The 21,945-nt window shown below is 73.6% G+C and carries 18 protein-coding genes; 10 read left to right on the top strand and 8 right to left on the bottom strand.

Features of this window, described 5'->3' with window-relative positions; all coding sequences use genetic code 11:
• Positions 1-47 precede the first annotated feature (47 nt).
• From ACIRR8_RS32540 to ACIRR8_RS32555, 4 genes are all read left to right on the top strand, one after another.
• A complete protein-coding gene (locus ACIRR8_RS32540; protein ID WP_404071645.1) occupies positions 48-1,805 on the top strand; it encodes a CocE/NonD family hydrolase in 1,758 nt (585 codons plus the stop codon).
• A gap of 109 nt (positions 1,806-1,914) precedes the next feature.
• Positions 1,915-2,154 (top strand): LapA family protein, encoded by a 240-nt coding sequence (locus ACIRR8_RS32545; RefSeq protein ID WP_404071614.1) that lies wholly within the window; start codon positions 1,915-1,917, stop codon positions 2,152-2,154.
• A gap of 63 nt (positions 2,155-2,217) precedes the next feature.
• On the top strand, positions 2,218-2,808 hold the full coding sequence (locus ACIRR8_RS32550; RefSeq protein WP_404071616.1) for a GNAT family N-acetyltransferase: 591 nt from the start codon (positions 2,218-2,220) through the stop codon (positions 2,806-2,808).
• A gap of 29 nt (positions 2,809-2,837) precedes the next feature.
• Positions 2,838-3,737, top strand: coding sequence for an arginase family protein (locus ACIRR8_RS32555; RefSeq protein WP_404071617.1), 900 nt, complete (start codon positions 2,838-2,840; stop codon positions 3,735-3,737).
• Position 3,738: 1 nt separating this feature from the next.
• Here the strand turns inward: ACIRR8_RS32555 and ACIRR8_RS32560 are convergent, their stop codons facing one another.
• From ACIRR8_RS32560 to ACIRR8_RS32570, 3 genes are all read right to left on the bottom strand, one after another.
• Positions 3,739-4,092, bottom strand: coding sequence for a VOC family protein (locus ACIRR8_RS32560; RefSeq protein ID WP_404071619.1), 354 nt, complete (start codon positions 4,090-4,092; stop codon positions 3,739-3,741).
• A gap of 183 nt (positions 4,093-4,275) precedes the next feature.
• Positions 4,276-5,085, bottom strand: coding sequence for a class I SAM-dependent methyltransferase (locus ACIRR8_RS32565; protein WP_404071647.1), 810 nt, complete (start codon positions 5,083-5,085; stop codon positions 4,276-4,278).
• Positions 5,086-5,216: 131 nt separating this feature from the next.
• A complete protein-coding gene (locus ACIRR8_RS32570; protein WP_404071621.1) occupies positions 5,217-6,722 on the bottom strand; it encodes a bifunctional phosphatase PAP2/diacylglycerol kinase family protein in 1,506 nt (501 codons plus the stop codon).
• A gap of 230 nt (positions 6,723-6,952) precedes the next feature.
• On the opposite strand from ACIRR8_RS32570, the gene ACIRR8_RS32575 reads away from it, so the two are divergent.
• Positions 6,953-8,158: an aminotransferase class I/II-fold pyridoxal phosphate-dependent enzyme gene (locus ACIRR8_RS32575; protein ID WP_404071623.1), complete on the top strand. Its 1,206-nt coding sequence runs from the start codon at positions 6,953-6,955 to the stop codon at positions 8,156-8,158.
• Positions 8,159-8,188: 30 nt separating this feature from the next.
• Here the strand turns inward: ACIRR8_RS32575 and ACIRR8_RS32580 are convergent, their stop codons facing one another.
• A complete protein-coding gene (locus ACIRR8_RS32580) occupies positions 8,189-8,839 on the bottom strand; it encodes a DedA family protein (RefSeq protein WP_404071625.1) in 651 nt (216 codons plus the stop codon).
• Positions 8,836-9,618, bottom strand: a complete 783-nt coding sequence (locus tag ACIRR8_RS32585; protein WP_404071627.1) for an MBL fold metallo-hydrolase — start codon at positions 9,616-9,618, stop codon at positions 8,836-8,838. The genes ACIRR8_RS32580 and ACIRR8_RS32585 overlap by 4 nt, the downstream gene beginning before the upstream one ends.
• Before the next feature lie 284 nt (positions 9,619-9,902).
• Between ACIRR8_RS32585 and ACIRR8_RS32590 the strand changes: the two genes are divergently transcribed.
• Positions 9,903-12,083 carry an alkaline phosphatase family protein gene (locus ACIRR8_RS32590; RefSeq protein ID WP_404071649.1) on the top strand — a complete coding sequence of 727 codons (2,181 nt, stop codon included), beginning with the start codon at positions 9,903-9,905 and terminating at the stop codon, positions 12,081-12,083.
• A 27-nt stretch (positions 12,084-12,110) separates the two neighbouring features.
• On the opposite strand, the gene ACIRR8_RS32595 is transcribed toward ACIRR8_RS32590, so the two are convergent.
• From ACIRR8_RS32595 to ACIRR8_RS32605, 3 genes are all read right to left on the bottom strand, one after another.
• Entirely contained in the window at positions 12,111-13,160 is a 1,050-nt protein-coding gene (locus ACIRR8_RS32595) for a LacI family DNA-binding transcriptional regulator (protein WP_404071628.1), read from the bottom strand.
• 33 nt (positions 13,161-13,193) lie between these two features.
• Entirely contained in the window at positions 13,194-13,802 is a 609-nt protein-coding gene (locus tag ACIRR8_RS32600; protein WP_404071630.1) for a DUF305 domain-containing protein, read from the bottom strand.
• Between the two features lie 83 nt (positions 13,803-13,885).
• A complete protein-coding gene (locus ACIRR8_RS32605; protein WP_404071632.1) occupies positions 13,886-14,824 on the bottom strand; it encodes a DUF1996 domain-containing protein in 939 nt (312 codons plus the stop codon).
• A gap of 316 nt (positions 14,825-15,140) precedes the next feature.
• Here ACIRR8_RS32605 and ligA point away from each other — a divergent pair, with 316 nt between their 5' ends.
• From ligA to secD, 4 genes are all read left to right on the top strand, one after another.
• Entirely contained in the window at positions 15,141-17,387 is a 2,247-nt protein-coding gene (ligA, locus tag ACIRR8_RS32610; RefSeq protein ID WP_404071634.1) for an NAD-dependent DNA ligase LigA, read from the top strand.
• A gap of 503 nt (positions 17,388-17,890) precedes the next feature.
• On the top strand, positions 17,891-18,748 hold the full coding sequence (locus ACIRR8_RS32615; protein WP_404071650.1) for a rod shape-determining protein: 858 nt from the start codon (positions 17,891-17,893) through the stop codon (positions 18,746-18,748).
• A 38-nt stretch (positions 18,749-18,786) separates the two neighbouring features.
• Positions 18,787-19,431 carry a hypothetical protein gene (locus ACIRR8_RS32620; RefSeq protein WP_404071635.1) on the top strand — a complete coding sequence of 215 codons (645 nt, stop codon included), beginning with the start codon at positions 18,787-18,789 and terminating at the stop codon, positions 19,429-19,431.
• Between the two features lie 35 nt (positions 19,432-19,466).
• Entirely contained in the window at positions 19,467-21,776 is a 2,310-nt protein-coding gene (secD, locus tag ACIRR8_RS32625) for a protein translocase subunit SecD (protein WP_404071637.1), read from the top strand.
• Positions 21,777-21,945: the final 169 nt, after the last annotated feature.

Here is a 21,945-nt window from a genome sequence, read left to right on the forward strand (position 1 = left end):
AAGGTGTCCTCGGTGTGGAGGTCTTCGTGTCAGGTGCTGTTTCCGGCTTGCGCCACCCGTTCGTCGCGGTGGCGGCTGCCGCCCTTGCCGCCCCCCTCGTCCTCTCCGGCCCGGCCCACGCCGAGCCCGTCCCGTACACCGTCACCCCGCTGAAGTTCACCGTCCAGGCGGGCGGCCGCTCCTGTGTGGTCGACGCCGACCTCTACCGCCCCTCCGGTGTCGACGCGGACCGTCCGGCCCCCGCCGTCCTCGCCACCAACGGCTTCGGCGGCTCCAAGTCCGACGGGTCGACCGACGCCATCGGCAAGGCCGTCGCCGCCCGGGGCTACGTCGGCCTCGTCTACTCCGGCCTCGGCTTCGGCAGGTCCGGCTGCCTGATCACCCTGGACGACCCCGCCGTCGACGGAAAGGCGGCGAGCGGCCTCCTCGACTTCCTCGGCGGCATCCGGGCCGCCGACGACGGCACCCGTGCGGACTACGTCGTCCGCGACGGCGAGGGCGACCCGCGCGTCGGCATGATCGGCGGTTCCTACGGCGGTGCCATCCAGCTCGCCACCGCCTCCGCCGATCCCCGTGTCGACGCCCTCGTCCCGCTCATCACCTGGAACGACCTCGCCTACGCGCTCGCCCCCAACAACACCGGAGCGCGCACCGGCGTCACCTCCGACACGCCAGGCGTCTTCAAGTGGCAGTGGACCAACGGCTTCTACCTGATCGGCGAGGGCCAGCCGCTCCTCAACCCGAGCCTCGACCCCTCCCGCTTCAACCGGCTCGACTGCCTGCACTTCGCCACACAGGCCTGCGAGACCATCCGCCTCCTCAACTCCGGCCGCTACCCGGCCGACAAGACCGAGGCCATGCTGGCGTACGCGCGCAGCGTCTCGCCCGTCTCCTACCTCGACCGGGTCAAGGCCCCGACCCTGGTCGTCCAGGGCCAGGCCGACAGCCTCTTCAACCTGAACGAGGCCACCGCCACGTACAAGACGCTCAAGGCGCAGGGCACCACGGCCAAGATGATCTGGCAGTCCTGGGGCCACAGCGGCGGCCAGGTTCCGGGCGAACTCGACCTGAGCGAAGGCAACCTGGAGAGCAGCTACGTGGGCCGACGGGTGCTCGCCTGGTTCGACCGGTACCTCCAGAGGAAGACGGACACCGACACCGGGCCCGAGTTCTCCTACTACCGCTCCTGGCGGGATAGCTACGGCACGGCGGCCGAACTGCCCGCCCTCTCCCGGAAGATGTACCTTTCCGGCGACGGCAAGCTCGTCGACAACCGCTCCAAGGTGATCCGCGGCAGCCGCCAGTACACCAACTGGCTCATCCCGACGAGCCATTCGGAGAGCTCGATCGCCCCGCTCATCGGACTGCCCGACCCGAAGCCGTACGACACCAAGGGCACCTACCTCGGCTGGCGGAGTACCCCGCTCACCGCACCCCTCGACGTCGTCGGCGCCCCGAAGGCCACGCTGAAGGTCGTCTCACCGAAGGCCGAGCGGGTCCAGAACAGCGGGGACGCCTCCGACAAGCTCGTCCTCTTCGCCAAGGTGTACGACGTCGCCCCCGACGGCACCCGGACCCTGGTGAACCGCCTCGTCTCACCGGTCCGGGTCCCCGATGTCACCCGGCCGTTCACGGTGGAGCTGCCCGGCATCGTCCACCGGTACGGGAAGGGGCACCGGCTGGAGTTCGTGATCGCCGCCAGCGACACCGCGTACTTCGGCAACCGGGGCATCAAGCCCGTCACCGTGGTCAGCGCGCCCGAGGACACCGGCGTACTGGAACTCCCGGTGGTCCCGGCCGGCTGACCGCCGCCCTTCCCGCGTTCACCCGAACGGTCCAACATCACCGCCCCCCGGGCCCGGCGACGATCCATGCTGGGGACACCCCGGGGGACGGCGGCGGAAGGACCGGACCATGAGTCCCAAGGACGTGACGAGCGACGGCAGGCGCGGCAGCGGGCTGTGGACCCCGGGGCGCATCGCCGTCGCGGTGCTGGTCGTGCTGGTGGTCGTGTTCATCTGCGTGAACACCCAGAAGGTCACCATCCGGGTGCTGATCCCCGAAGTGACCATGCCGCTCTGGCTGGCCCTGCTCGCGATGTTCCTGATCGGGCTGGTCTGCGGCGGCTACCTGTTCCGCCGCAAGGGAAAGTGACACCCCGTGTCGACGGGACCGTCCCTCCCCGCCGCCCCCTCGTACGCGTCGTACGCTGGGGCGATGCCCGATCCCGACGCTCACCCGACGCCGACCGCCCCGTACCTCACCGAAGGCCCGCGAACGGCCCTGCGCCGCTTCTCCGAGGCCGACGCGGCGGAGTTCACGGCCCGCGCCCGGGAGAGCCGCGCTCACCACCGCCCCTGGCTCTTCCCGCCGGAGCGGACCCATACCTACGCCGCGTACGCCGACACCCTGGCCCGGGACCCGGCCCGCGAGGGGTTCCTCGTCTGCGAGCGCGGCGAGGTGGGTGAGGGGCGTCAGGACGGAGCCATCGCCGGGTTCATCAACATCAACAACATCGTCCTCGGCGGCTTCCGCTGCGGCGCCCTCGGCTACGGGGCATTCGCCCACGCGGCCGGGCGCGGCCTGATGGGCGAGGCGCTCGGGCTCGTCATGGAACTGGCCTTCGGACCGCTCGGCCTGCACCGCCTGGAGGCCAACATCCAGCCCGGCAACGCGGCCTCCATCGCCCTGGTCCGGCGGGCCGGATTCCGGCTGGAGGGGTTCTCGCCCGATTTCCTCCACATCGACGGAGCCTGGCGCGACCACGAACGCTGGGCGATCACGGCACCGGCCGCCAAAGCCCCTTGAGGCGGCCCGGAGCGGCAAGGACGGAGCACATGCGTACCATCGTCATCCTCGACGCCCCCTCCAACCTGGGCCTGCGGCCCCCCGACCCCGGTACCGTCCCCGGCTGCTACAAGCTGGCGGGAGCGCTGCGGGAGCGGCGGATCGTCCAGCGCATCGGCGCGCTGGAAGGCGGAGTCGTGGTGCCGCCGCGCTACGACAGAGGCGACTGGCAACCGGGCGACGGGGTCTTCAACGCCGCCGCCATCGCCCGGTACACCCGCACGCTCGCCGACCGCATCGAAGGACACGTACGGGCCGGGGAGTTCGCCCTGGTCCTGGGCGGTGACTGCTCCATCCAACTCGGCGCCGCCCTCGCCCTGCGGCGCCTCGGCCGGTACGGGCTCGCCGCCGTCGACGGGTCCGCCGACTTCCGGCACGTGGGCAACAGCCCCCACGTCGGCGCCGCGGGCGGGGAGGAGCTGGCCATCGCCACCGGGCGCGGTCAGGCGGACCTCAGCGACCTCGAAGGACTCCGGCCCTACCTCAAGGACGAGGACGTCCGCCTCTTCGGCATGCGCGACGAGGACGAGGACCAGGCCGAGCTGGCCGAGCTGAAGATCCCCCACGCGACGGTCGGCCAGATCCGGGAGTGGGGCGCCGCCGAGCTGGCGCGGGCCACCGTGGAGAGCCTGGAGACGCCCGCGCTCGACGGCTACTGGGTCCACCTGGACGCCGACGTCCTCGACCCGGGCGTCATGCCCGCCGTCGACAGCCCCGACGACGGCGGGCTGATGCCGGACGAACTCGCGACGCTGCTGCGGACGCTGGTCTCCTCGCCGCGCTGTGTCGGGCTCAACGTCACCATCTACGATCCGGACCTCGACCCGGACGGCACGGCCGGCGCTCTGCTGGCCGACCTGGTCGTCGGAGCGTTCGCCCCGGCCCGGTAGGTCAGACCGTCACCTTCCGGTCCACGTACTCGAAGACCGAGCCGTCCGGGTGCAGTGCGATCAGGTTGCGGCCCGCCGGCGTCGGCACCGGCCCCGCGACGATCCGCGCACCCGCCCGGTTCAGAGCGGCTTCGGCGTCGTCGACATCCTTCACGGCGATGGTCGCGCCCACCTTGCGCAGCACCTCCAGCTCCGATTCGGGCCCGCTCATCAGCAGGAAGCAGCCGATCGCGGCGACCGACACGCCGCCGCGTTCGAAGCGCTGGGCCTCAGTGCCCGTCAGCTCCTGGTAGAAGGCGACCGCGGCCTCCAGGTCGTCGACGCAGATACGCAGCGTGGTTCCGAGGATCTCCATGCCTACGAGGGTAGTTCGCGTCCGCCGCGCGTGTGATCGATTCGGTCCGCCGGAATTCGGTTGCCGGGGTGGGGGGCGGGGGCGCGGTGCGAGGGTCGCGCCATGGAGCGGCGCCGCCCCTGAGGCCGGTGTCCGTCCCGTACTGACCCTGATTCCCGCGCCGCTTCGTACCGCCTCCGCCGGTCACCCCCGGCAGAGCACCTCGCCGTGCGGGACCATGAACCAGCCGTCGGCCTCCTCACCCCAGCCGCGCCACGCCGCCGCGATGGCCGACAGCTGTCCGGTGCTCGCCTGGCCGCCGCGTACCGCCAGTTCGGCGTAGACCGAGTCCGTCGTACGGTCCGCCCACAGCCCGCTCCACCAGGCGCGGGTCTCCGGGGTGGCGAAACACCAGGCGGCGGCGGTCGGGGTGATGTCGGTGAACCCGGCCCGCCGCGCCCAGGAGACCAGCATCCGTCCGGCGTCCGGCTCGCCGCCGTTGGCGCGGGCCACCCGGCGGTACACCTCCTGCCACTCCGACAGGCCCGGCATCTCCGGATACCAGGCCATCGCCGCGTAGTCGCTGTCGCGCGCCGCGACCACGCCGCCGGGCCGGCAGACGCGCCGCATCTCGCGCAGGGCCTGGACCGGGTCGCCCACGTGCTGGAGGACCTGGTGGGCGTGGACGACGTCGAAGGTGTCGTCGGGGAAGTCCAGGGAGTGGACGTCGGCGACCGCGAACTCGACGTTCGCCAGGCCGCGTTCGGCCGCCACCGCGGCCGCCTGCTCCAGGATCCCGGTCCCGGTGTCGACCGCCGTCACCCGGCCCGGCGCGACCAGGGCCGCCAGGTCGGCGGTGATGGTGCCGGGTCCGCAGCCGACGTCCAACACGGCCATGCCGGGCCGGAGTCGACCGAGCAGATAGCCCGCCGAGTTGGCGGCGGTCCGCCAGCGGTGCGAGCGCAGCACCGACTCGTGGTGGCCGTGGGTGTAGACGGCGGTCTCTTTCGGCACGGCGGCGTCCGGCATGGCGGCGTCCTCTCTCGGTACGGCGGTTGCGCACTGCGGCCACCGTACGCCGCCATGTCGGATGGTGAGACAGGCGTCTTGAGATGTGGACTGGGTGAGTGTGACGGGTGTGGTCGCTACACCGGCATCGGGCAGTAGACCGTCAGCGCCTCCGGCAGCTTGTCGATCAGCAACTCGGTTCCGGAGTGGGCCACTTCACCGTCGTACGCGTACGGAGTCCCCGGTGCCAGCCCGGCGATCCGCACCCGGCGCCGCCGCACCGCCGCGTGCGCGGGGGAGCGGGTCAGGGGTCCGGCCACCGCCGCCGCCAGCATCCGCAGCCCCGGACCCCGGCCGCCGTGCACCACCCGCACGTCCAGCAGTCCGTCCGCCAGGTTGTGGCGCCGGCCGGGCGCCGGGCCGACCCGCTGGAAGAGGCCGTTGCCGACGAAGAGCAGCCACAACGGGCGCCTGCGGCCCTGGAACTCGGCCTCCAGGGGGCGCTGGCCGCGCAGGACGTGGAGGGCGGCGAGCACCCCGGCCGGCCAGCCGCCGATCCGGGGCGACCAGTGCTCCCGGGTCCGTACGAGCTCCGGATAGGCGCCCAGGCTGAAAGCGTTGAGGAAGTAGCCGTCCGCCCCCTCTGGCCCGTTCGGGCCGGGGCGGAACCTGCCGAGGTCGACCTGTATGGCATCGCCCGCCGTCAGCGCCACCGCCGCTTCCTGGACCGTCTCGATGCCCAGGTCGTAGGCGAAGTGGTTGAGGGTCCCGCCGGGGAAGACGGCCAGCGGCATCCCGTGCGTCGCCGCGACGGAGGCCGCCAGGTTCACCGTGCCGTCGCCCCCGCACACCCCCAGGGCCCGGCCCCGTCCCGCCGCCTTCTCCATGGCGGTGGACAGATCGGCGGGCGCGCATTCGACCACCTCGGCGAGCGGCAGCGCCTCGCGCACCATCGACGCCGTCGCCTTGGCCGTGCCGGAAGCCTCGTTCACCACCACCACGAGCCCTTTGCCGCCGGGCAGGGCGGGCGCCTCACCGGGTGGGCGGCCGGGCGCCGGGAGCTGGCCGCGGGTGGGGACGACGCCGCGCAGGGCGAACGCGGCTCCCACGCCGAGGGCGGCCCCGGCCAGGACATCGCTCGGATAGTGGACCCCCGTGTAGACGCGGGAGGCGGCCACCGCCACCGCCACGGGGGCGACGACCGCGCCCCAGCCCTTCGACTCCAGGGCGACCCCGGTGGCGAAGGCCGCGGCGGAGGCCGCGTGGCCGGAGGGGAACGAGGTGGTGATCGGCTGCCGCTTCAGCTGCCGCATGACCGGCACCTGATCGAGTATCGGGCGCTGCCGGCGGATCGCGCCCTTGCCGACGGTGTTGATCGCCGCCGAGGCGACGGCCAGCGACGCCACCCCGCGCAGCGCGGCCCGGCGGGAGCGCGCGCTGGAGCCGAGGGCCGCGATGCCGATCGCCGTCCCGAACCAGAGCAGCCCGTGGTTGGCGCTCCGGCTCAGCTGGGGCAGGAGGGGGTCGGCACCGGGCCAGTGCCGGTCGGCGACGCTGTGGAAGACGGAGAGGTCCCGTCCTTGCAACCAGTTCCGCACCCGTCCCACCGCGGGGGAGGAGGACGAGGTGTTCTGTGACGACATGGGCGACATGGCTCAGCGGATACCCGGCTTCGGGCCGATGAACCAGCAGGCGCGCCGAGAGCCGCACCACGTTCCGGCGACCAGTGGCACGACGGCCCGAGGCTCGCCCGGCTGCGCAGTTGGGCGGGCGGCCCGCTCCGAACCTCCGTATAAAGGGCCCAGAGAGTACCCCGCAGCCGTGGAGAGGCGGCGGTGGCACCGGAGCCGCAGGGGCAGCGGAGGAGGCCGGAATGCACGAGGACCACGGGCCCGTCCGCTACGGGCCGCCCGCCCCCGACCCCGGCCTCCCGGTCCTCCCCGAGCTGGCCGCCGTCCTCGCCGCCGCGGCCGACCGCACCCGGCCAGAGCCGCCCGGCGGCGGCCGCGCCCTGCGCGAGGCGGCCCGCGGCTACTGGGACCGGCGCGGGCTGCACGGCGGGCCCGAGAACATCGTGGCCGCCCCCGGCGACCAGCCGCTCCTCCTCGCCCTGATCGCCGCCCACGGCGGCGACGTCCTCATGCCCCGCCCCAGCCCGGCCACCTGGATGCCGCAGGCCCGGCTGCTCGGCCGGCCCGCCTACCAGGTGCCGACGCCCGCCGAGTGCGGGGGAGTGCCCGACCCGTACGCCCTGCTGGAGACCGTGCGCCGGGTACGGGCCGAGGGCGGCCGGCCGAGACTGCTCGTGCTCTCCGTCGCCGACGACCCCACCGCCACCGTCGCCCCGCCCGAGCTGGTACGGGAGGCCTGCGAGGCGGCGGTCGGCGAGGGCCTGCACATCATCAGCGACGAGACCTGGCGCGACACCGTGCACCGGCCCCGCGACACCGTCCTCCTCAGCCCCGCCGAGATGTGCCCCGACGACGTCACCGTCATCAGCGACCTCCGCGGCGCCTTCACCCCCGCCGCCTGGCCGGTCGCCGTCGCCCGCTTCCCGGAGACCGCCAGAGGAGCCGTACGCCGGGCCCGCACGCTGGACATCCTGACCGCGCTGGGCGCCCTGGTCGCCGGCCCGCTCGCGCCCGCCGCCGCCCACGCCCTCGGCGAGCCGGAGGCCGTACGGGAGCGGATCCGGCAGGCCGCCGGGCTCCAGGCCCACGTGGCCGCCGCCGCCCACCGCGCGGTCCTCTCCTCCGGAGCGCTGGCCCGTCCCCCGCAGACGGGCCGCCACCTCTACGCGGATCTCGGCCCGCTCCGCTCCCGGCTGGCGGAGCTGGACGTCACGGACTCCATGGAGCTGGAGGAGTACCTCACCGACCGGCTCGGCGCCCCGGCCCCGGGCGGCCACCGCTTCGGCGACGAGCTGGGAGCCCTTCGCGTACGGCTGGGCACCGGGCCGCTGCTCGGGGCCACGCCCGAGGAGCAGCGGGAGTCCCTCACGACGGCGGAACCGCTGGAGCTGCCGCACGTGGAGCGCGCGCTGGCCACGTTCGCGGCAGTCTTCGGCGAGCTGCGGTGAGCTGAGCCGCCAGGGGCGCGGACGTACGCCTCACCCCGCCGCGTCACCCGTCCCGTGCCCGAACCGCGCGCGCAGCCTCCGCCACACCGCCGGAGCACCGCTGATCACCACGGTCAGCGCCACCGCCGCCACCACGCCCTGCCACGGCTCCGGGAAGAGCGAACCGCCCAGGATCCCGATCAGCTGATACGTCGCCGCCCACGCCAGACACGCCGGCACATCGCCCCGCGCGAACGTCTTGAGCGGCATCTTGCCCAGCAGACAGGCCAGCATCACCGGGATCCGCCCGGCCGGCACCAGCCGGGACAGGATCAGCACCGTCCCGCCGTGCTCCTCCAGCTTCTCCTGCGCCTGCGCCAGCCGCTCCGGCGCGGCCCGGCGCGTGAGCGCCGCCAGCCACTTCGAACCGTGCTCCGAGCGCACGCCCCGCTGCCCGAGCCAGTACAGGCAGACATCGCCCAGGAACGCCGCCGCCGACGCCACCCCGAAGACGAGGAGCAGCGAGAACGGCGACTCCTGGTGGAACGCCACCACCGCCGCCGAACTCACCAGCGCCCCCGTCGGAATCACCGGCACCAGCGACCCCAGCGCCACCAGGAGGAACAGCGTCGGATAGCCCACGGCCTGCTGGGTCGACTCGGTGGGCAGCGCACCCACCACCGACTGGACCTCCGGGATCACCGGTCGGCCTCCGGGCGGACCCGCTCGCCGTGGGACAGCAGGTGCACCTCCACCTCGGGCGCCCGGATGCCCGCCTGCCGGACGAACTCGTCGCCCGGCCCGTGGAACTCGTGCGGCCGCACCCCGTCGAGTCCGATCGGCCAGTACGTGCCGAAGTGCACGGGCACCGCCGAGCGCGGCTCCAGCAGGGTCAGCGCCTCGGCGGCGCGGGACGGGTCCAGGTGGCCGTGCCCGAGGTACGGGCCCCAGCCGCCCACCGGCAGCAGGGCCACATCCACCGCGCCCACCGCCTCCGCCATCTCGTCGTACAGCCCGGTGTCCCCGGCGAAGTACGTACGGGCCTCGCCCTCGACCACGTAACCGAGCGCGGGCACCTTGTGCGGCCCGACCGGCAGCCGCCGCCCGTCGTGGAGCGCCGGCACCGCCCGCACCCGCACCTCGCCGACCCGGACCGTCTCGCCCGCCCGCACCTCGGTGACCACCAGCTGCCGCCTCCGCAGCACCATCCGCAGCCCGGGCACGGCCGCGACCGCGCCGCTCGGCACGACCAGCCGGGTGCCGGGGGCCAGCCGGGACAGCGACGGCAGATGCAGATGGTCGGAGTGCAGGTGCGAGACCAGCACCACCTCGGCGAGCGCGGCCTGCGGCGGCGGCACCTCGCCCCGGCGGCGGCGCAGATGCGCGAAGCGCCGTACGAACAGGGGGTCGGTCAGCACCCGTACCCCGGAGTCCTCGATCGTGCAGGTGGCATGACCCCACCAGGTGACCTCCACCGGCACGTCCCGCCTCCTCGTCCGGCCGCCGTTCGGCCTCCGTGACCCGCTGCCCCGGAGCGGCCCGCCCACACCCGTACGAAGAGCGCCGCCACCACGAGCCTATGCGCCCCCGGCGCCTTCCCACGACCACGCCCTGACCGGGCCCGACGCTGTGAAAAGCTGGGGAGCGGGCTCCTGACCGACGGGTCCGCGGCACAGAAGACGTGAGGTGGACCGGCGTGGACGAGCGAAGACGGCGTACGCCGGAGCGGCGCAAAGCGCGATGGCGTACGGCCGGCGGCGCGCTCATGCGGGTCGTCGCGGTCTGGGCGGTCTCCACGCTCACCATGCTCGCGCTCGCCGGGATCCTGCCCGACTTCCAGCTCCAGTCCGACGACGGCGACACCATCACCCGTACCGCCTTCACGGCGGCCTGGGGGGCGGGCGCGTTCGGCCTGCTCTCCGCGCTGGTGTGGCCCGTCCTCGTCCGGGCCCTGCTCATCGTGCCCGCGCTCGTCATGGGCGCGCTGGTCTTCTTCCTCAACGGCTCGCTGCTGCTGATCGCGGTGCGGCTGATCCCGGACGGACGCGGTGAGGCCGCCCCGGAGACCGCCGTCCTCGTGGCCGCCGTGATGTCCGCCGTCGCCTCCGCCACCTCCACCGCCCTCGCCGTCCGCGACGACGAGGCCTACCGCCGCAGGCTCTCCCGCCTCGCCGACCGGCGCCGGCGGCGCGGCTCCCCGGACATCGTGGGACCCGACCGCGACGCGCCGCCCGGCACGCTGTTCCTGCAGCTCGACGGCGTCGGCCACGACGTCCTGGTGCAGGCCGCCGCCGGCGGGCTCATGCCGACGGTCGCAGGCTGGCTCGCCGACTCCTCCGGCCACCGCCTCACCCCGTGGCGCACCGACTGGTCCAGCCAGACCGGCGCCAGCCAGCTCGCCATCCTGCACGGCTCCAACCACGACATCCCCGCCTTCCGCTGGTACGAGAAGGAGACCGGCACCGTCATGGTCTCCAGCCGCCCCGCCAGCGCCCTGGAGATGCAGCGCCGCGCCATAGCCCGCACCCGGGACGGCGGCCTGCTCAGCATCGACGGCGCGAGCCGAGGCAACCTCTTCAGCGGCGGAGCCGGACAGCTCGCCCTGGTCCTCTCCATGGCCGCCCGGCGCGGCAAGGGCCGGCGCTCCCGCTCCGGGTACTTCGCCTACTTCTCCGACCCGGCCAACGCCGTCCGTACCGCCCTCTCCTTCGCCGCCGAGGTCGGCCGCGAGATCGGCCAGTCGACCCGGGCCCGCGCCCGCAAGGACACCCCCCGGGTCAAGCGCGGCGGCCTCTACCCCTTCATCCGGGCCTTCGCGACCGTCGTCGAGCGCGATGTCGTCGTCTCCGCCGTCCTCGGCGACATGTTCGCCGGACGCACCGCCGTCTACGCCGACCTGGTCGCCTACGACGAGGTCGCCCACCACTCCGGACCGCACAGCCGCGACGCCGAGAAGGTCCTCCAGCGCCTCGACCGCTCGCTCGCCCTCATCGCCAAGATCGCCGACCACACCCCGCGTACGTACCGGATCGTGCTCCTCTCCGACCACGGCCAGAGCCCCGGCGAGACGTTCGCCGGACGGTACGGGCTGACGCTCAAGGACCTCGTACGGGCCGGCTGCGGCCTCCCGGTACCGTGCCGGGCCCGCGGCACGCACAGCGCGTCCGAGGCACGCGACGCGGTCCGGATCGCCCTGCACCGCCCGCCCGCCGAGGTCGAACCGGAGTCGGAGCAGGCCGCCAGGCACTCCGAACCGGTCGTGCTGGCCTCCGGCAACCTCGGTCTGATCTCCTTCCCCGACATCGAGGGCCGCGCATCGCGCGAACAGATCGACCGCCGCAACCCGGCCCTCCTCTCCACGCTCGCCAACCACCCGGGGATCGGCTTCCTCCTCGTCCGCAGCGAGGAACACGGCTCCGTGATGATGGGGCCGGGCGGCACCGAGGTCCCCATCGCCGAACTGGCCGACGGCGAGGGCCCGCTCGCGGTCTTCTCCACCGGCGCGGCCGCCGCCGTACGGCGCACCGACACCTTCCCGCACGTCGCCGACATCATGGTCAACTCCATGTACGACCCCGCGACCGGCACCGTGCACGCCTTCGAGGAGCAGATCGGCTCGCACGGCGGTCTCGGCGGCGAGCAGTCCCGGCCGTTCCTGCTCTGGCCGCGCGGTATGACGGACCCGCTGGACATCGTGGCCGCCGAGGCGGCGGAGGGCGCACCGACACCGCCCGGCGGCGGACTGGTCGGCGCGGAGGCGGTGCACCGGGTGCTGAACCGCTGGCTGCTGGAGTTCTCCGGGCCCCAGGTACCGGTGCGGACGGAGGGCATCACGGGAGCGGCGCGGGCGGACGAGCCGCTGTCGGGGGAGAGCGTGGTCGTGCGGCCGGAGGCGGCGCGGAACCCGGTGCTCCGTGAGATTCCGCTGCCGGAGACGCCGGGCTGAGCGGCCCCTCGGCTCAGCGTCGCCGGCTCAGGCCGACTGCCGACGTACGAGTGTCGGGGGGAAGACCACGGAGGGCGACGGGCCGCCGGGGCCGCCGATCTGCTTCAGCAGCAGCCGGGCCATCTCCGCCGCCATCTCCTCCACCGGCTGCCGCACCGTGGTCAGCGGCGGATCGCAGGCGGCCGCCGCGCTGCTGTCGTCGAAACCGACCACGGCCACATCGGACGGCACATCGCGGCCGGCCCGCTGCAGCACCGGCAGCGCGCCGAGCGCCATCAGGTCCGAGGCGATGAACACCCCGTCCAGACCGGGCTGTTCCGCCAGCAGCCGTCGCATCGCCGCCGCGCCGCCCAGGTGCGTGAAGTCACCTTCGGCGCAGGCCACGTCCTCGATCCCGTGCGCGGCGAGCGCGTTCAGGAAGCCGGCCAGCCGGACCTGCCCCGCGGGCCGGTCCTGCGGGCCGGAGATGGTCCCGATACGGCGCCGCCCCAGCGCGGCCAGATGGTCGGCCGCGAGCCGCGCCCCGGCGTGCTGGTCGACCTCCACATAGGCCAGCGAGGACGGCTGCGGCGGGCGGCCCGCGAGCACGGCGGGCAGCCGGGTCTCCTGGAGCAGACCGGGCAGCGGGTCGTCCGCGTGCGAGGTGACCAGGACGACGCCGTCTACGTGGCCGTGGCGGAGGTAGGAGAGCAGCTGGGTGCGGGACGTCTCGTCGTCCGCCAGCATCAGCACCATCTGGATGCCCGCCGGACGCAGCACTTCCAGCAGTCCGCTGACGACCCGGCCGAAGTAGGGGTCGGAGAACATCCGGCCGGCGAACGGCTCGGAGACCGGACGCCGTTCACGCTCCGAGATCACCAGGGCCACCGAGTCGGTACGCCGGGTCACCAGCGAGCGCGCCGCCCGGTTGGGCACGTAACCGGTCGTCGCCACCGCCTCCTCGACCACGGTGCGCAGGGCGGGGTCCACCGTGGTGGCTCCGTTGATCACCCGTGACACGGTGGCCCGTGAGACACCGGCCACGGCCGCCACGTCCTCCAAGGTCGGGCGTACGGGCGGCTCCACTTCGGCTGTCATGCAGCCCTTTATACCCGCAGCCCAGAACCCCGGTCAGCCGAGGGCCCGTCCCGCCCCCGGGAGCCCTTCCAGCTCGGCCAGCGCCGCCTCGCGTGCTGTGACCAGGGCGGCGGCCAGCCGCTTGGCATCCGCTCGGGCGCCCGCGGTGATCTCGGACCGCGACACCTGTGCGGAGTGCCGCAGATGGTCGCGGATCCGGGTCAGGAAGAGCCAGTCGAACGCGGCTCCCCCGGCCGCCTTTGCCGCAGCGAGGTCCTGTTCGGTCACCATGCCGGGCATGGCGTGGCCCGCGTGCACATCGGTGTCGGGGAGGCCCATCCGGGCCAGCAGGGGCCGGAGCCGGCCGAGTTCGGCTTCCTGTCCGCCGCGCAGCCGGGTCGCGAAGGCGCGGACGCGGGGTTCGGTGGCCCGGTCGGCGGCGAGGGTGAGCAGGGCGACCGCCTTCTCGTTCATCGGGGTCATCAGCTGGACCCAGGCGGCGTCGGTGGGGGTGGCTTTCCGTACGGGGGTGGTGGAAGAGGCGGCGGGGGCCGGGGCGGGCGCGGGTTCCGCCGGGGAGGAGCAGCCGGTCGCGGCGGTCAGTGCCAGGAGGATCGGCAGGCTCAGCGCGACGGGCGACCTGGACGGGGTGGAGCGGCTCATGAGGTGTCCTGGACCGGGTGGGGGCGCCGCCCCGGAGCCTGGGCCCCGGGGCGGACACCGGTGAGGGGTGGGGTGACGTCGGGTCAGGGGGTGCCGTCGAAGCCGCACTTCACGATGGCGTTGATGCAGTCACGTACGCGCTGCGCCAGCTCCTCCTCCGGCCATACGTTGAAGAAGTCGCCGTGCATCGTGTAGCCGGGGCCCGACGCCAGCCGGAAGCGGGCCGGGTCGCCGCTGACCGGATAGCGCAGCACCTGGCGGAGCTTGGGCACCGGCACCGGGTGGGTGGAGGGGCACGCTCCGGCCACCGGGTAGGACATGTGGCTCTTGTGGTCGGCCGAGTCGAGGTCCTTGCCGTTCCAGCACTGCGGGAAGTCCAGGTAGGACTCCAGCATCGTGCCGGCGGGACAGTTCACGAAGTTCTGCGAGGGGTTGACGTGACCGGCGTGCAGGCAGGACCAGCGGGCGATGGTGTTGTCCTGCGGCCCGGACGCCTTCGCGTTGCCCGCCACGATACGCAGCCCCTTGGGGAAGGGCTGGATCTGCCGGATGACGTCGTCGCGGACGCCTTCGCCCAGGTAGTAGAAGGTGGTCCCGGTCGGCTCCACCTCCCGGTCGCCGTCGTACAGGGTGGGCACCCAGTACGAGGAGAGGTCGGTGTCGGGGGAGCAGGTCGTGCGGCCCTTCTCCAGCGACGCCAGGTCCGAGTTGCCGTTGGTGGTGTCGTTGCCGAAGAAGCTGTGCATGTGGGAGGCGCCCGGCAGCCCCGGGAAGACGATCGGGTCGTCGGGGGCCCGGTGGGTGTACGGGCACTCGGCCAGGAACTCGGCCACCCGTACGACGTCGGCTGCGGCGTCGGGCGCGAACGCGGCGGCGGCGCGGTCGCCCGCGGCGTTGCCGATGTTGGCCTGGACGAGGGAGAGGGCGAGGGCCGCGGCGGCGAGCCCGGCGACTCTGTAGCGCCAGGACCGGGGGGAGCGTTGGCGGCGGTGTTCGCTTCTGGGTCGGTTTCGGAAGAGCACGGCACTCCTGTTCGGAAGTGGGGGGAGATTCCTGGGTGATACGAGAGAGCGCTCTCTGTTTGGAACGTAAGAGTGCCGCCTGTGCATGTCAAGAGAAGGCGCAAGCGCGGCAATCGGCTTGCTTGGCAGGGGACTTGATGGATGAAGGCGGGGGCAAGATGGGAGAGCGCTCTCCCTCCAGCCTCTCGGATTCTCTGGTTCCGCGCTGTGCGGGAGAGGCGATCCATGGTCGGCGAGTGACGGGTGGGGTGTGAGTGGCGGGGGCCGGGTGGTGCTGTCGGGGGCGTTGTCAGTGGTGGGCGGCAGGATGGATGCCATGACGAACTCAGCCGCTGTGCTCGCCGATGCCGCCGCCTATGCCGCCGCGGTCGAAGAGGCCTCCCAGGCCGCCGCCGCGTACTACGCCACGGGCGAGAGCACCCTCGACGACGACGCGTACGACCGGCTGGCACGCGGGATCGCCGCGTACGAGGCGGACCACCCCGACGAGATACACGAGTCATCACCGACCGGGAAGGTGGCGGGCGGGGCCGCCGTCGGCGATGTTCCGCACACGGTGCCGATGCTGTCGCTGGACAACGTCTTCTCTGCCGAGCAGTTCGCGGCGTGGACGGCGTCGCTGGAGCGGCGGATCGGCAGACCCGTCGAGGCGTGGAGTGTGGAGCCGAAGCTCGACGGCCTCGCGGTCGCCGCCCGCTATCGCGACGGCCGCCTGGAGAGGCTGATCACCCGGGGCGATGGCACGGCGGGCGAGGACGTCTCGCACGCGGCCGCCGCGGTCGTCGGACTGCCCGAGCGGCTGGACGCACCGGTCACGCTGGAGGTGCGCGGCGAAATACTCATGACGAACGAGCAGTTCGAACAGGGCAACGCGATCCGCACGGAGCACGGCGGCGCCCCCTTCGCCAACCCGCGCAACGGAGCGGCGGGCACCCTGCGCGCCAAGGACCGGGCGTATCGGGTGGAGACCACCTTCTTCGCGTACGGTGCCCTGCCGCTCGCCGAGTCGGGAGAGCTCGCCGAAACCCTCACCGAGCTGCCTCACAGCGAACTCCTCGCGTACGTCGCCGGGCTCGGCGTGCACACGGCCGCGGCCACGGAGGTGGCGCCGGTCCGGGTGACCACCGTGGAGGAGGTGCAGACGCGGGTCGCCGGGATAGGCGCCCTGCGGGCCGGGCTGCCGTTCGGCATCGACGGCATCGTGATCAAGGCGGACCTCGCCGCCGACCGGCGCGAGGCCGGTTCCGGCACCCGCGCGCCGCGCTGGGCCATCGCCTACAAGCTCCCGGCCGTGGAGAAGATCACCCGCCTGCTCTCCGTCGAGTGGAACGTGGGGCGCACCGGCATCATCGCGCCGCGCGCCGTCCTGGAGCCGGTCGAGATCGACGGGTCAACCGTCGGGTACGCCACGCTCCACAACCCGGCCGACATCACCCGCCGCGATCTGCGCCTGGGCGACCAGGTCATGGTCTACAAGGCGGGCGACATCATCCCGCGCATCGAGGCCCCGGTCGCCCACCTGCGCACCGGCGACGAGACGCCGATCGAGTTCCCGGCGAGCTGCCCGCAGTGCGGTTCCGAGATCGACATGAGCGAGCAGCGCTGGCGCTGCACCCGCGGCCGCAACTGCCGCCTGGTCGCCTCCGTCTCGTACGCCGCCGGCCGCGACCAGCTCGACATCGAGGGCCTCGGCGCCACCCGGGTCGTCCAGCTCGTCGACGCGGGCCTGGTCACGGACTTCGCCGACCTGTTCACCCTGGAGCGCGAGCAGTTGCTCGCCCTGGACCGGATGGGCGAGACCTCCACCGACAATCTCCTCGCCGCCATCGGGACCGCCCGCTCGCGCCCGCTGTCCCGCGTCTTCTGCGCCCTGGGCGTACGGGGGACGGGGCGCTCGATGTCCCGCAGGATCGCGCGGTATTTCGCGACCATGGACCACATCCTCGCCGCCGACGCCGCGTCGCTCCAGCGGGTCGACGGCATCGGCAAGGAGAAGGCCACGGCGGTCGTCGCGGAGCTGGTGGAGCTGGCCCCGCTGATCGAGAAGCTCGTCCGGGCCGGCGTGACGATGACGGAGCCCGGAGCCACTCCGCCGCCCGAGCCCGGCACGGAGGAGCAGGACGGCGGGGTGACCGGCGGGGAGCTGCCGCTGGCCGGGATGAAGGTGGTGGTCACGGGGGCCATGACCGGCGCGCTGGAGAAGCTGTCGCGCAACCAGATGAACGAGCTGATCGAGCGGGCGGGCGGTAAGTCGTCGTCCAGCGTCTCCGCGCGCACGAGCCTGCTGGTCGCGGGGGAGAAGGCCGGGGCGAAGCGGACCAAGGCGGAGGGGCTGGGAATCAGGATCGCGGCGCCGGAGGAGTTCGCGGAGCTGATCGCGGACTTCCTGACCGAGGAGGCGGGGGAGGAGCCGGAGGCCGGCGCGGCTGTGGCGATCGTCGCGGTGACCGGCGTGGAGATGGCGGCCGTGGCTGTCGTGGCGGTGGAGGGCGAGGTGCCGGAGGCCGTGCGCACAGCGAGAGCCGCTGACGCCATCGAGGTCGTCGAGGTCGTCAAGGTCTGAGTCCGGTGAGGGCGCCCTTGGGGGTGCCTTTGAATCGGGAGGGAAGTGGCTTTCCCTCACCCGGTATTGCATAGTGAGGGCTTGGTCATGCCTCGCTATCAGCGGGCCGATGGGTGCGTGGACGGCTGCGGTTGGCCGGCCGGGGGTGAGGGGCGATGCGTTCTCCGTACGACGGACAGCGACGCGGTCGTGCCGTCCCCCAGCCGGGCCGGCCCGGTGCCGAGCACACGGGACCGGCGCACCATGACCCTTCGGTCACGCGCGGGACCTCCCGGTCCGGCGAAGGGCGCGGACCGCTCGGCGAGGGATCCCGCCCGTCCGGCGAAGGTCCCGGACCGCTTCGTGACGGAAGCGGCGTCGGGGGGTCCGGGACCGGGCGCGAGCCCGGGGCGCTCCGGGTGCGCCACGGACACCGCCGGCTCGGCGGCAGGACCGTGGCCGCCCGGGGACTCGCCCTGGACCTCGGCAGCTCCCGCACCCGGGCCTGGGTGCCCGGCCACGGCCTGCTCACCGACCCGCTCCTCGGCGGCGGCAGCGGCAGCCTCCTCGACGGCCCCGACCTCGGCACCGGCCCCGACCTCGGCACCGGCCCCGACCTCGGCTCCGGCTTCGGGTCCAGCTCCGACCTCGGCACCGGCACCGGCCTCAGCTCAGGCTTCGGCACCGGCCCCGGCCAGGGCCTCGGCTTCGGCACCGGCCTCGACGGAGACGCCGAGCGGCCCGTCCGGCGTGGGCGCATCGTCGACCCCGAGTCCTGCGGGCGGCTCCTCGGCCGCATCGCCGACGCCGCCCTCGGCCCCGACCGCACGGACAGCGTGATCGTCCTCAGCCACCCCGTCCTCGCCGGCGCCGTCCACCGCAACGCCGCGCGGGAGCTCCTCGCAGGGCTCGGTCCGACGCGTGTCCTGGTCCTCAGCAGCGCCCGGGCCGCCGCCGCGTACGCCGGTCCGCGTGATGCCGGCCCGCTGCTCGTCGTCGACATGGGCGCCGAGCTGACCGAGGTCACCCTCCTCGTCGGCGGCCGGATCGCCGACGCCCGGCAGGCCGAGAGCGGGCTCAGCGACCTGGACCCGGCGACGCTGCCCGTCACCCTCGTCGGTACGGTCCTCGACATGGTGAAGTCCATGTGGCGCCAGGACCGGCACGGAGCGATCCGCGGCGCACTGCGCAAGGGCCCGGTGCTCGCCGGCGGCGGTGCACTCCGCCCCGACGTCACCGACCGCCTCGCGCGGTGCCTCGGTACGCCCGTGCGGCTGGCGGAGGACCCGTCGACCACCGTGGTGCGCGGTGCCGGACGGATCCTCAGCTCCGTGCTCCGCCACGGGATGCCCACCTCCGCCCTGCCGGGCCGACCGAGGTGACCCCGGACCCGGGGCCGGCCCGGGGGAAGGTGCTCCCGGTGCGGCCGGGACCGGCGCAGCGGACCCGGAGCGTGCTGGCCGCTCTGGTTCTCGCCGTCCTCACCGTGCTCGGCGGGGCGCCCGCGGCGGGCGCCGCGCTGCCCACCGGCGGCCTGGCCGGCCTGGCGTCCACGGCCGCGAACCCGCCGAACACCCGGGCGCCCGCCCCGCAGACCGACCGCACCGCCCACTCCGGCAACGGCCCCCACCACGACCTGCGCCGCACCCGCCACGCTCCGGCCGCCGCCGGCGGCCGTAACGCCCGCGACCAGCAGCCCAACCCGCACCGGTCCACCGTCCGGACCGGCCCCACCGGCCCGCACGCCCACGCCCTCCTCCCCGAGCGGTCGCCGTCCGCCGACCCGACCTCCCCGACCCCTCGGGCCGGCATCAGCCGCGCCCACCTCACGGGCCACGCGCCGCCACCCTCGTACGAAGGTCTGCTGCCCCGCCCGCCCGGTCCGCTCCTGCCGCGCGGGCGCATCGAACAGCCCACCGCGGCCCACCACTCCACGGGTTCCGGCCGCGGCGGCCGGCCCGGAGTCCGAGGTCCGCCGAACAGCACGACCGCCGGTCACCCGGCGGTCGACCGAACCGGCCACCGTTCCCGCTGTTCTGCCGATCCGGCGTCGCGTCCTCGCTGAGGTGAGGGTGGTCGACGCCCCACCGGAGGATTTCCATGACTCGCGCCACCACGGTGCGAGCGGTTCTGGCTGCCGCCGTGCTGCTCGTCTCCGTCTTCATCACGCTGACCATGTCACCCAGACTCGGCCTCGATCTCCAGGGCGGCACCCGGATGGTGCTCCAGGCCAAGGACTCCGCCACCGTCGAGGCGGACCGGGAGACCACCGACCGCACCCTGGAGGTCCTGCGCCAGCGCATCGACTCGCTCGGCGTCGCCGAACCCGTCCTCACCCGCTCCGGCGAGGACCGCATCATCGTCGAACTGCCCGACGTCCAGGACCCGCGCCAGGCCGCCGCCGTCATCGGCCGCACTGCCCAGCTCAGCTTCCACGAGGTCCTCGGCGCCGCACCCCCCGGAACCGATCCCGCGCCCGAGCCCGAGAACGGTCCCGAGCGGCTGACCCTCCCCGACGAGCAGGGAACGCAACTCGACCTCGGCCCCGTCCGCCTCTCCGGAGCGGGCGTCAAGGACGCCACCGCCTTCTTCGAGGCCCAGCAGGCGGCCGGCTGGACGGTGAAGCTCGACTTCCACAAGGACGCCGGCAAGGACTGGACGAAGCTCACCGGTGAGGCCGCCTGCCACCCGGCCGGGGACGAGCGCAGGCGTGTCGCGATCGTCCTCGACGACAAGGTCATCTCCTCGCCCCAGGTCGACCCCTCGGTCGGATGCCAGGCCGGACTGCCCTCCGGGGGCACCCAGATCACCGGCTCCTTCTCCGCGAAGGAGGCCCGCGACCTGGCCCTGCTGATCAAGGGCGGCGCCCTGCCCGTACCGGTCGAGATCGTCGAACAGCGAACCGTCGGCCCGACGCTCGGCGCCGACGCCATCGACGCCAGCACCCAGGCCGCGCTCATCGGCGCCGCCGCGACCGCGCTCTTCATCACCATCGTCTACCGCCTCTTCGGCGCACTCGCCGCTGTGGCCCTCGCCGCGTACGGAGTGATCTCGTACGCCGCACTCGTCGGCCTCGGTGTCACGCTCACGCTGCCCGGACTCGCCGGGTTCGTCCTGGCGATCGGGATGGCGGTCGACGCGAACGTCCTGGTCTTCGAACGGGCCAGGGAGGAGTGTCAGGCCCAGCCGAAACGCTCGCTCCGCTCGGCGCTGACCACCGGCTTCCAGAAGGCGTTCAGCGCCGTCGCCGACTCCAACATCACCACCCTGCTCGCCGCCGGACTGCTGTTCTTCCTCGGCTCCGGCCCGGTCAAGGGCTTCGGTGTCACGCTCGCCATCGGCGTCATCGCCTCGATGTTCTCCGCGCTGGTCATCGCCCGCGCGCTCACCGAGATCGCGGCGGGCTCCCGCTTCGTCAGCGACTACCGGGGCATCAACGGCATCGCGCGCCCCGGCAGCGTACGGACCTGGCTGACCCGCAAGGACCCGCAGCTCTTCCGGAAGCCGGTGCGGTGGCTCGTCGTCTCCACGGCCCTGGTCGCCGTCGCGGTCGCCGGGATCGTGGTGCGCGGGATCGACCTGGGCGTGGAGTTCACCGGCGGCCGGCTCGTGGAGTACTCCACCAGCCGGCCCGTCGACGTCGAGACCGCCCGCTCCACGCTCGCCACCGCCGGCTTCGCGGACGCCGAGATCACCACGGCGGGCGACGGCGACATCTCGGTGCGCACCGGAGCGCTCGACAACGACGGCGAGCACGCCCTGCGGACAGCCCTGGCCACCGAGGGCGGTGAGACCACGAAGGTACGGGACGAGCTGATCGGCCCGAGCCTCGGCGACGAGCTGCGGCGCAACGCGCTGATCGCCCTCGGCGTCGCCGTGCTCGTGCAGCTCGCCTATCTGGCGGTCCGGTTCCGCTGGACGTTCGCCGTGGGCTCCGTGGTGGCGATGGTCCACGACGTGGTCGTCGTCGTCGGCGCCTTCGCCTGGCTGGGACGGCCGGTGGACGGGATCTTCCTGGCCGCGCTGCTCACCGTGATCGGCTACTCGGTCAACGACTCGGTGGTGGTGTTCGACCGGGTACGGGAGCTGTGGGGCCGGAACCGCAAGACACCGCTGGCCACCGTCTCCAACCGGGCGGTCCTCCAGACCGTTCCCCGTACGGTGAACACCGGCATGGGCGCCCTCTTCATCCTGGCCGCCCTCGCGGTGCTCGGCGGCGATTCGCTGACCGACTTCGCGCTCGCCCTGCTCATCGGCATCGTCGTCGGCACCTGGTCCTCGGTCTTCACCGCCGTACCGGGCGCGCTCGTCCTGGAACGCACCACCAGCGCTCCGCCGCCGGTACCGGGCAGCTCCCGACGCACCCGCGCACCCCGGCGCGAACCGCTCGACAACGGGGCGCGCGTCTGACGATCCCGTACGCCGAACGCGCCCTCTGCCCCGGCCTGTCGAACCGAGCCGGGGCAGAGGGCGTACCCCCTAGGTGTGTTGTCCGGGGACGTTGGTGACACGCGTGCTGGGTTCTTGAACGGGTGAGGGCCTCCGGGTTCGGTGTGGATTGCGACACCTGCATCGATCC

It is taken from the genome of Streptomyces sp. NPDC101178, assembly GCF_044767965.1.
Taxonomy (GTDB): Bacteria; Actinomycetota; Actinomycetes; order Streptomycetales; family Streptomycetaceae; genus Streptomyces.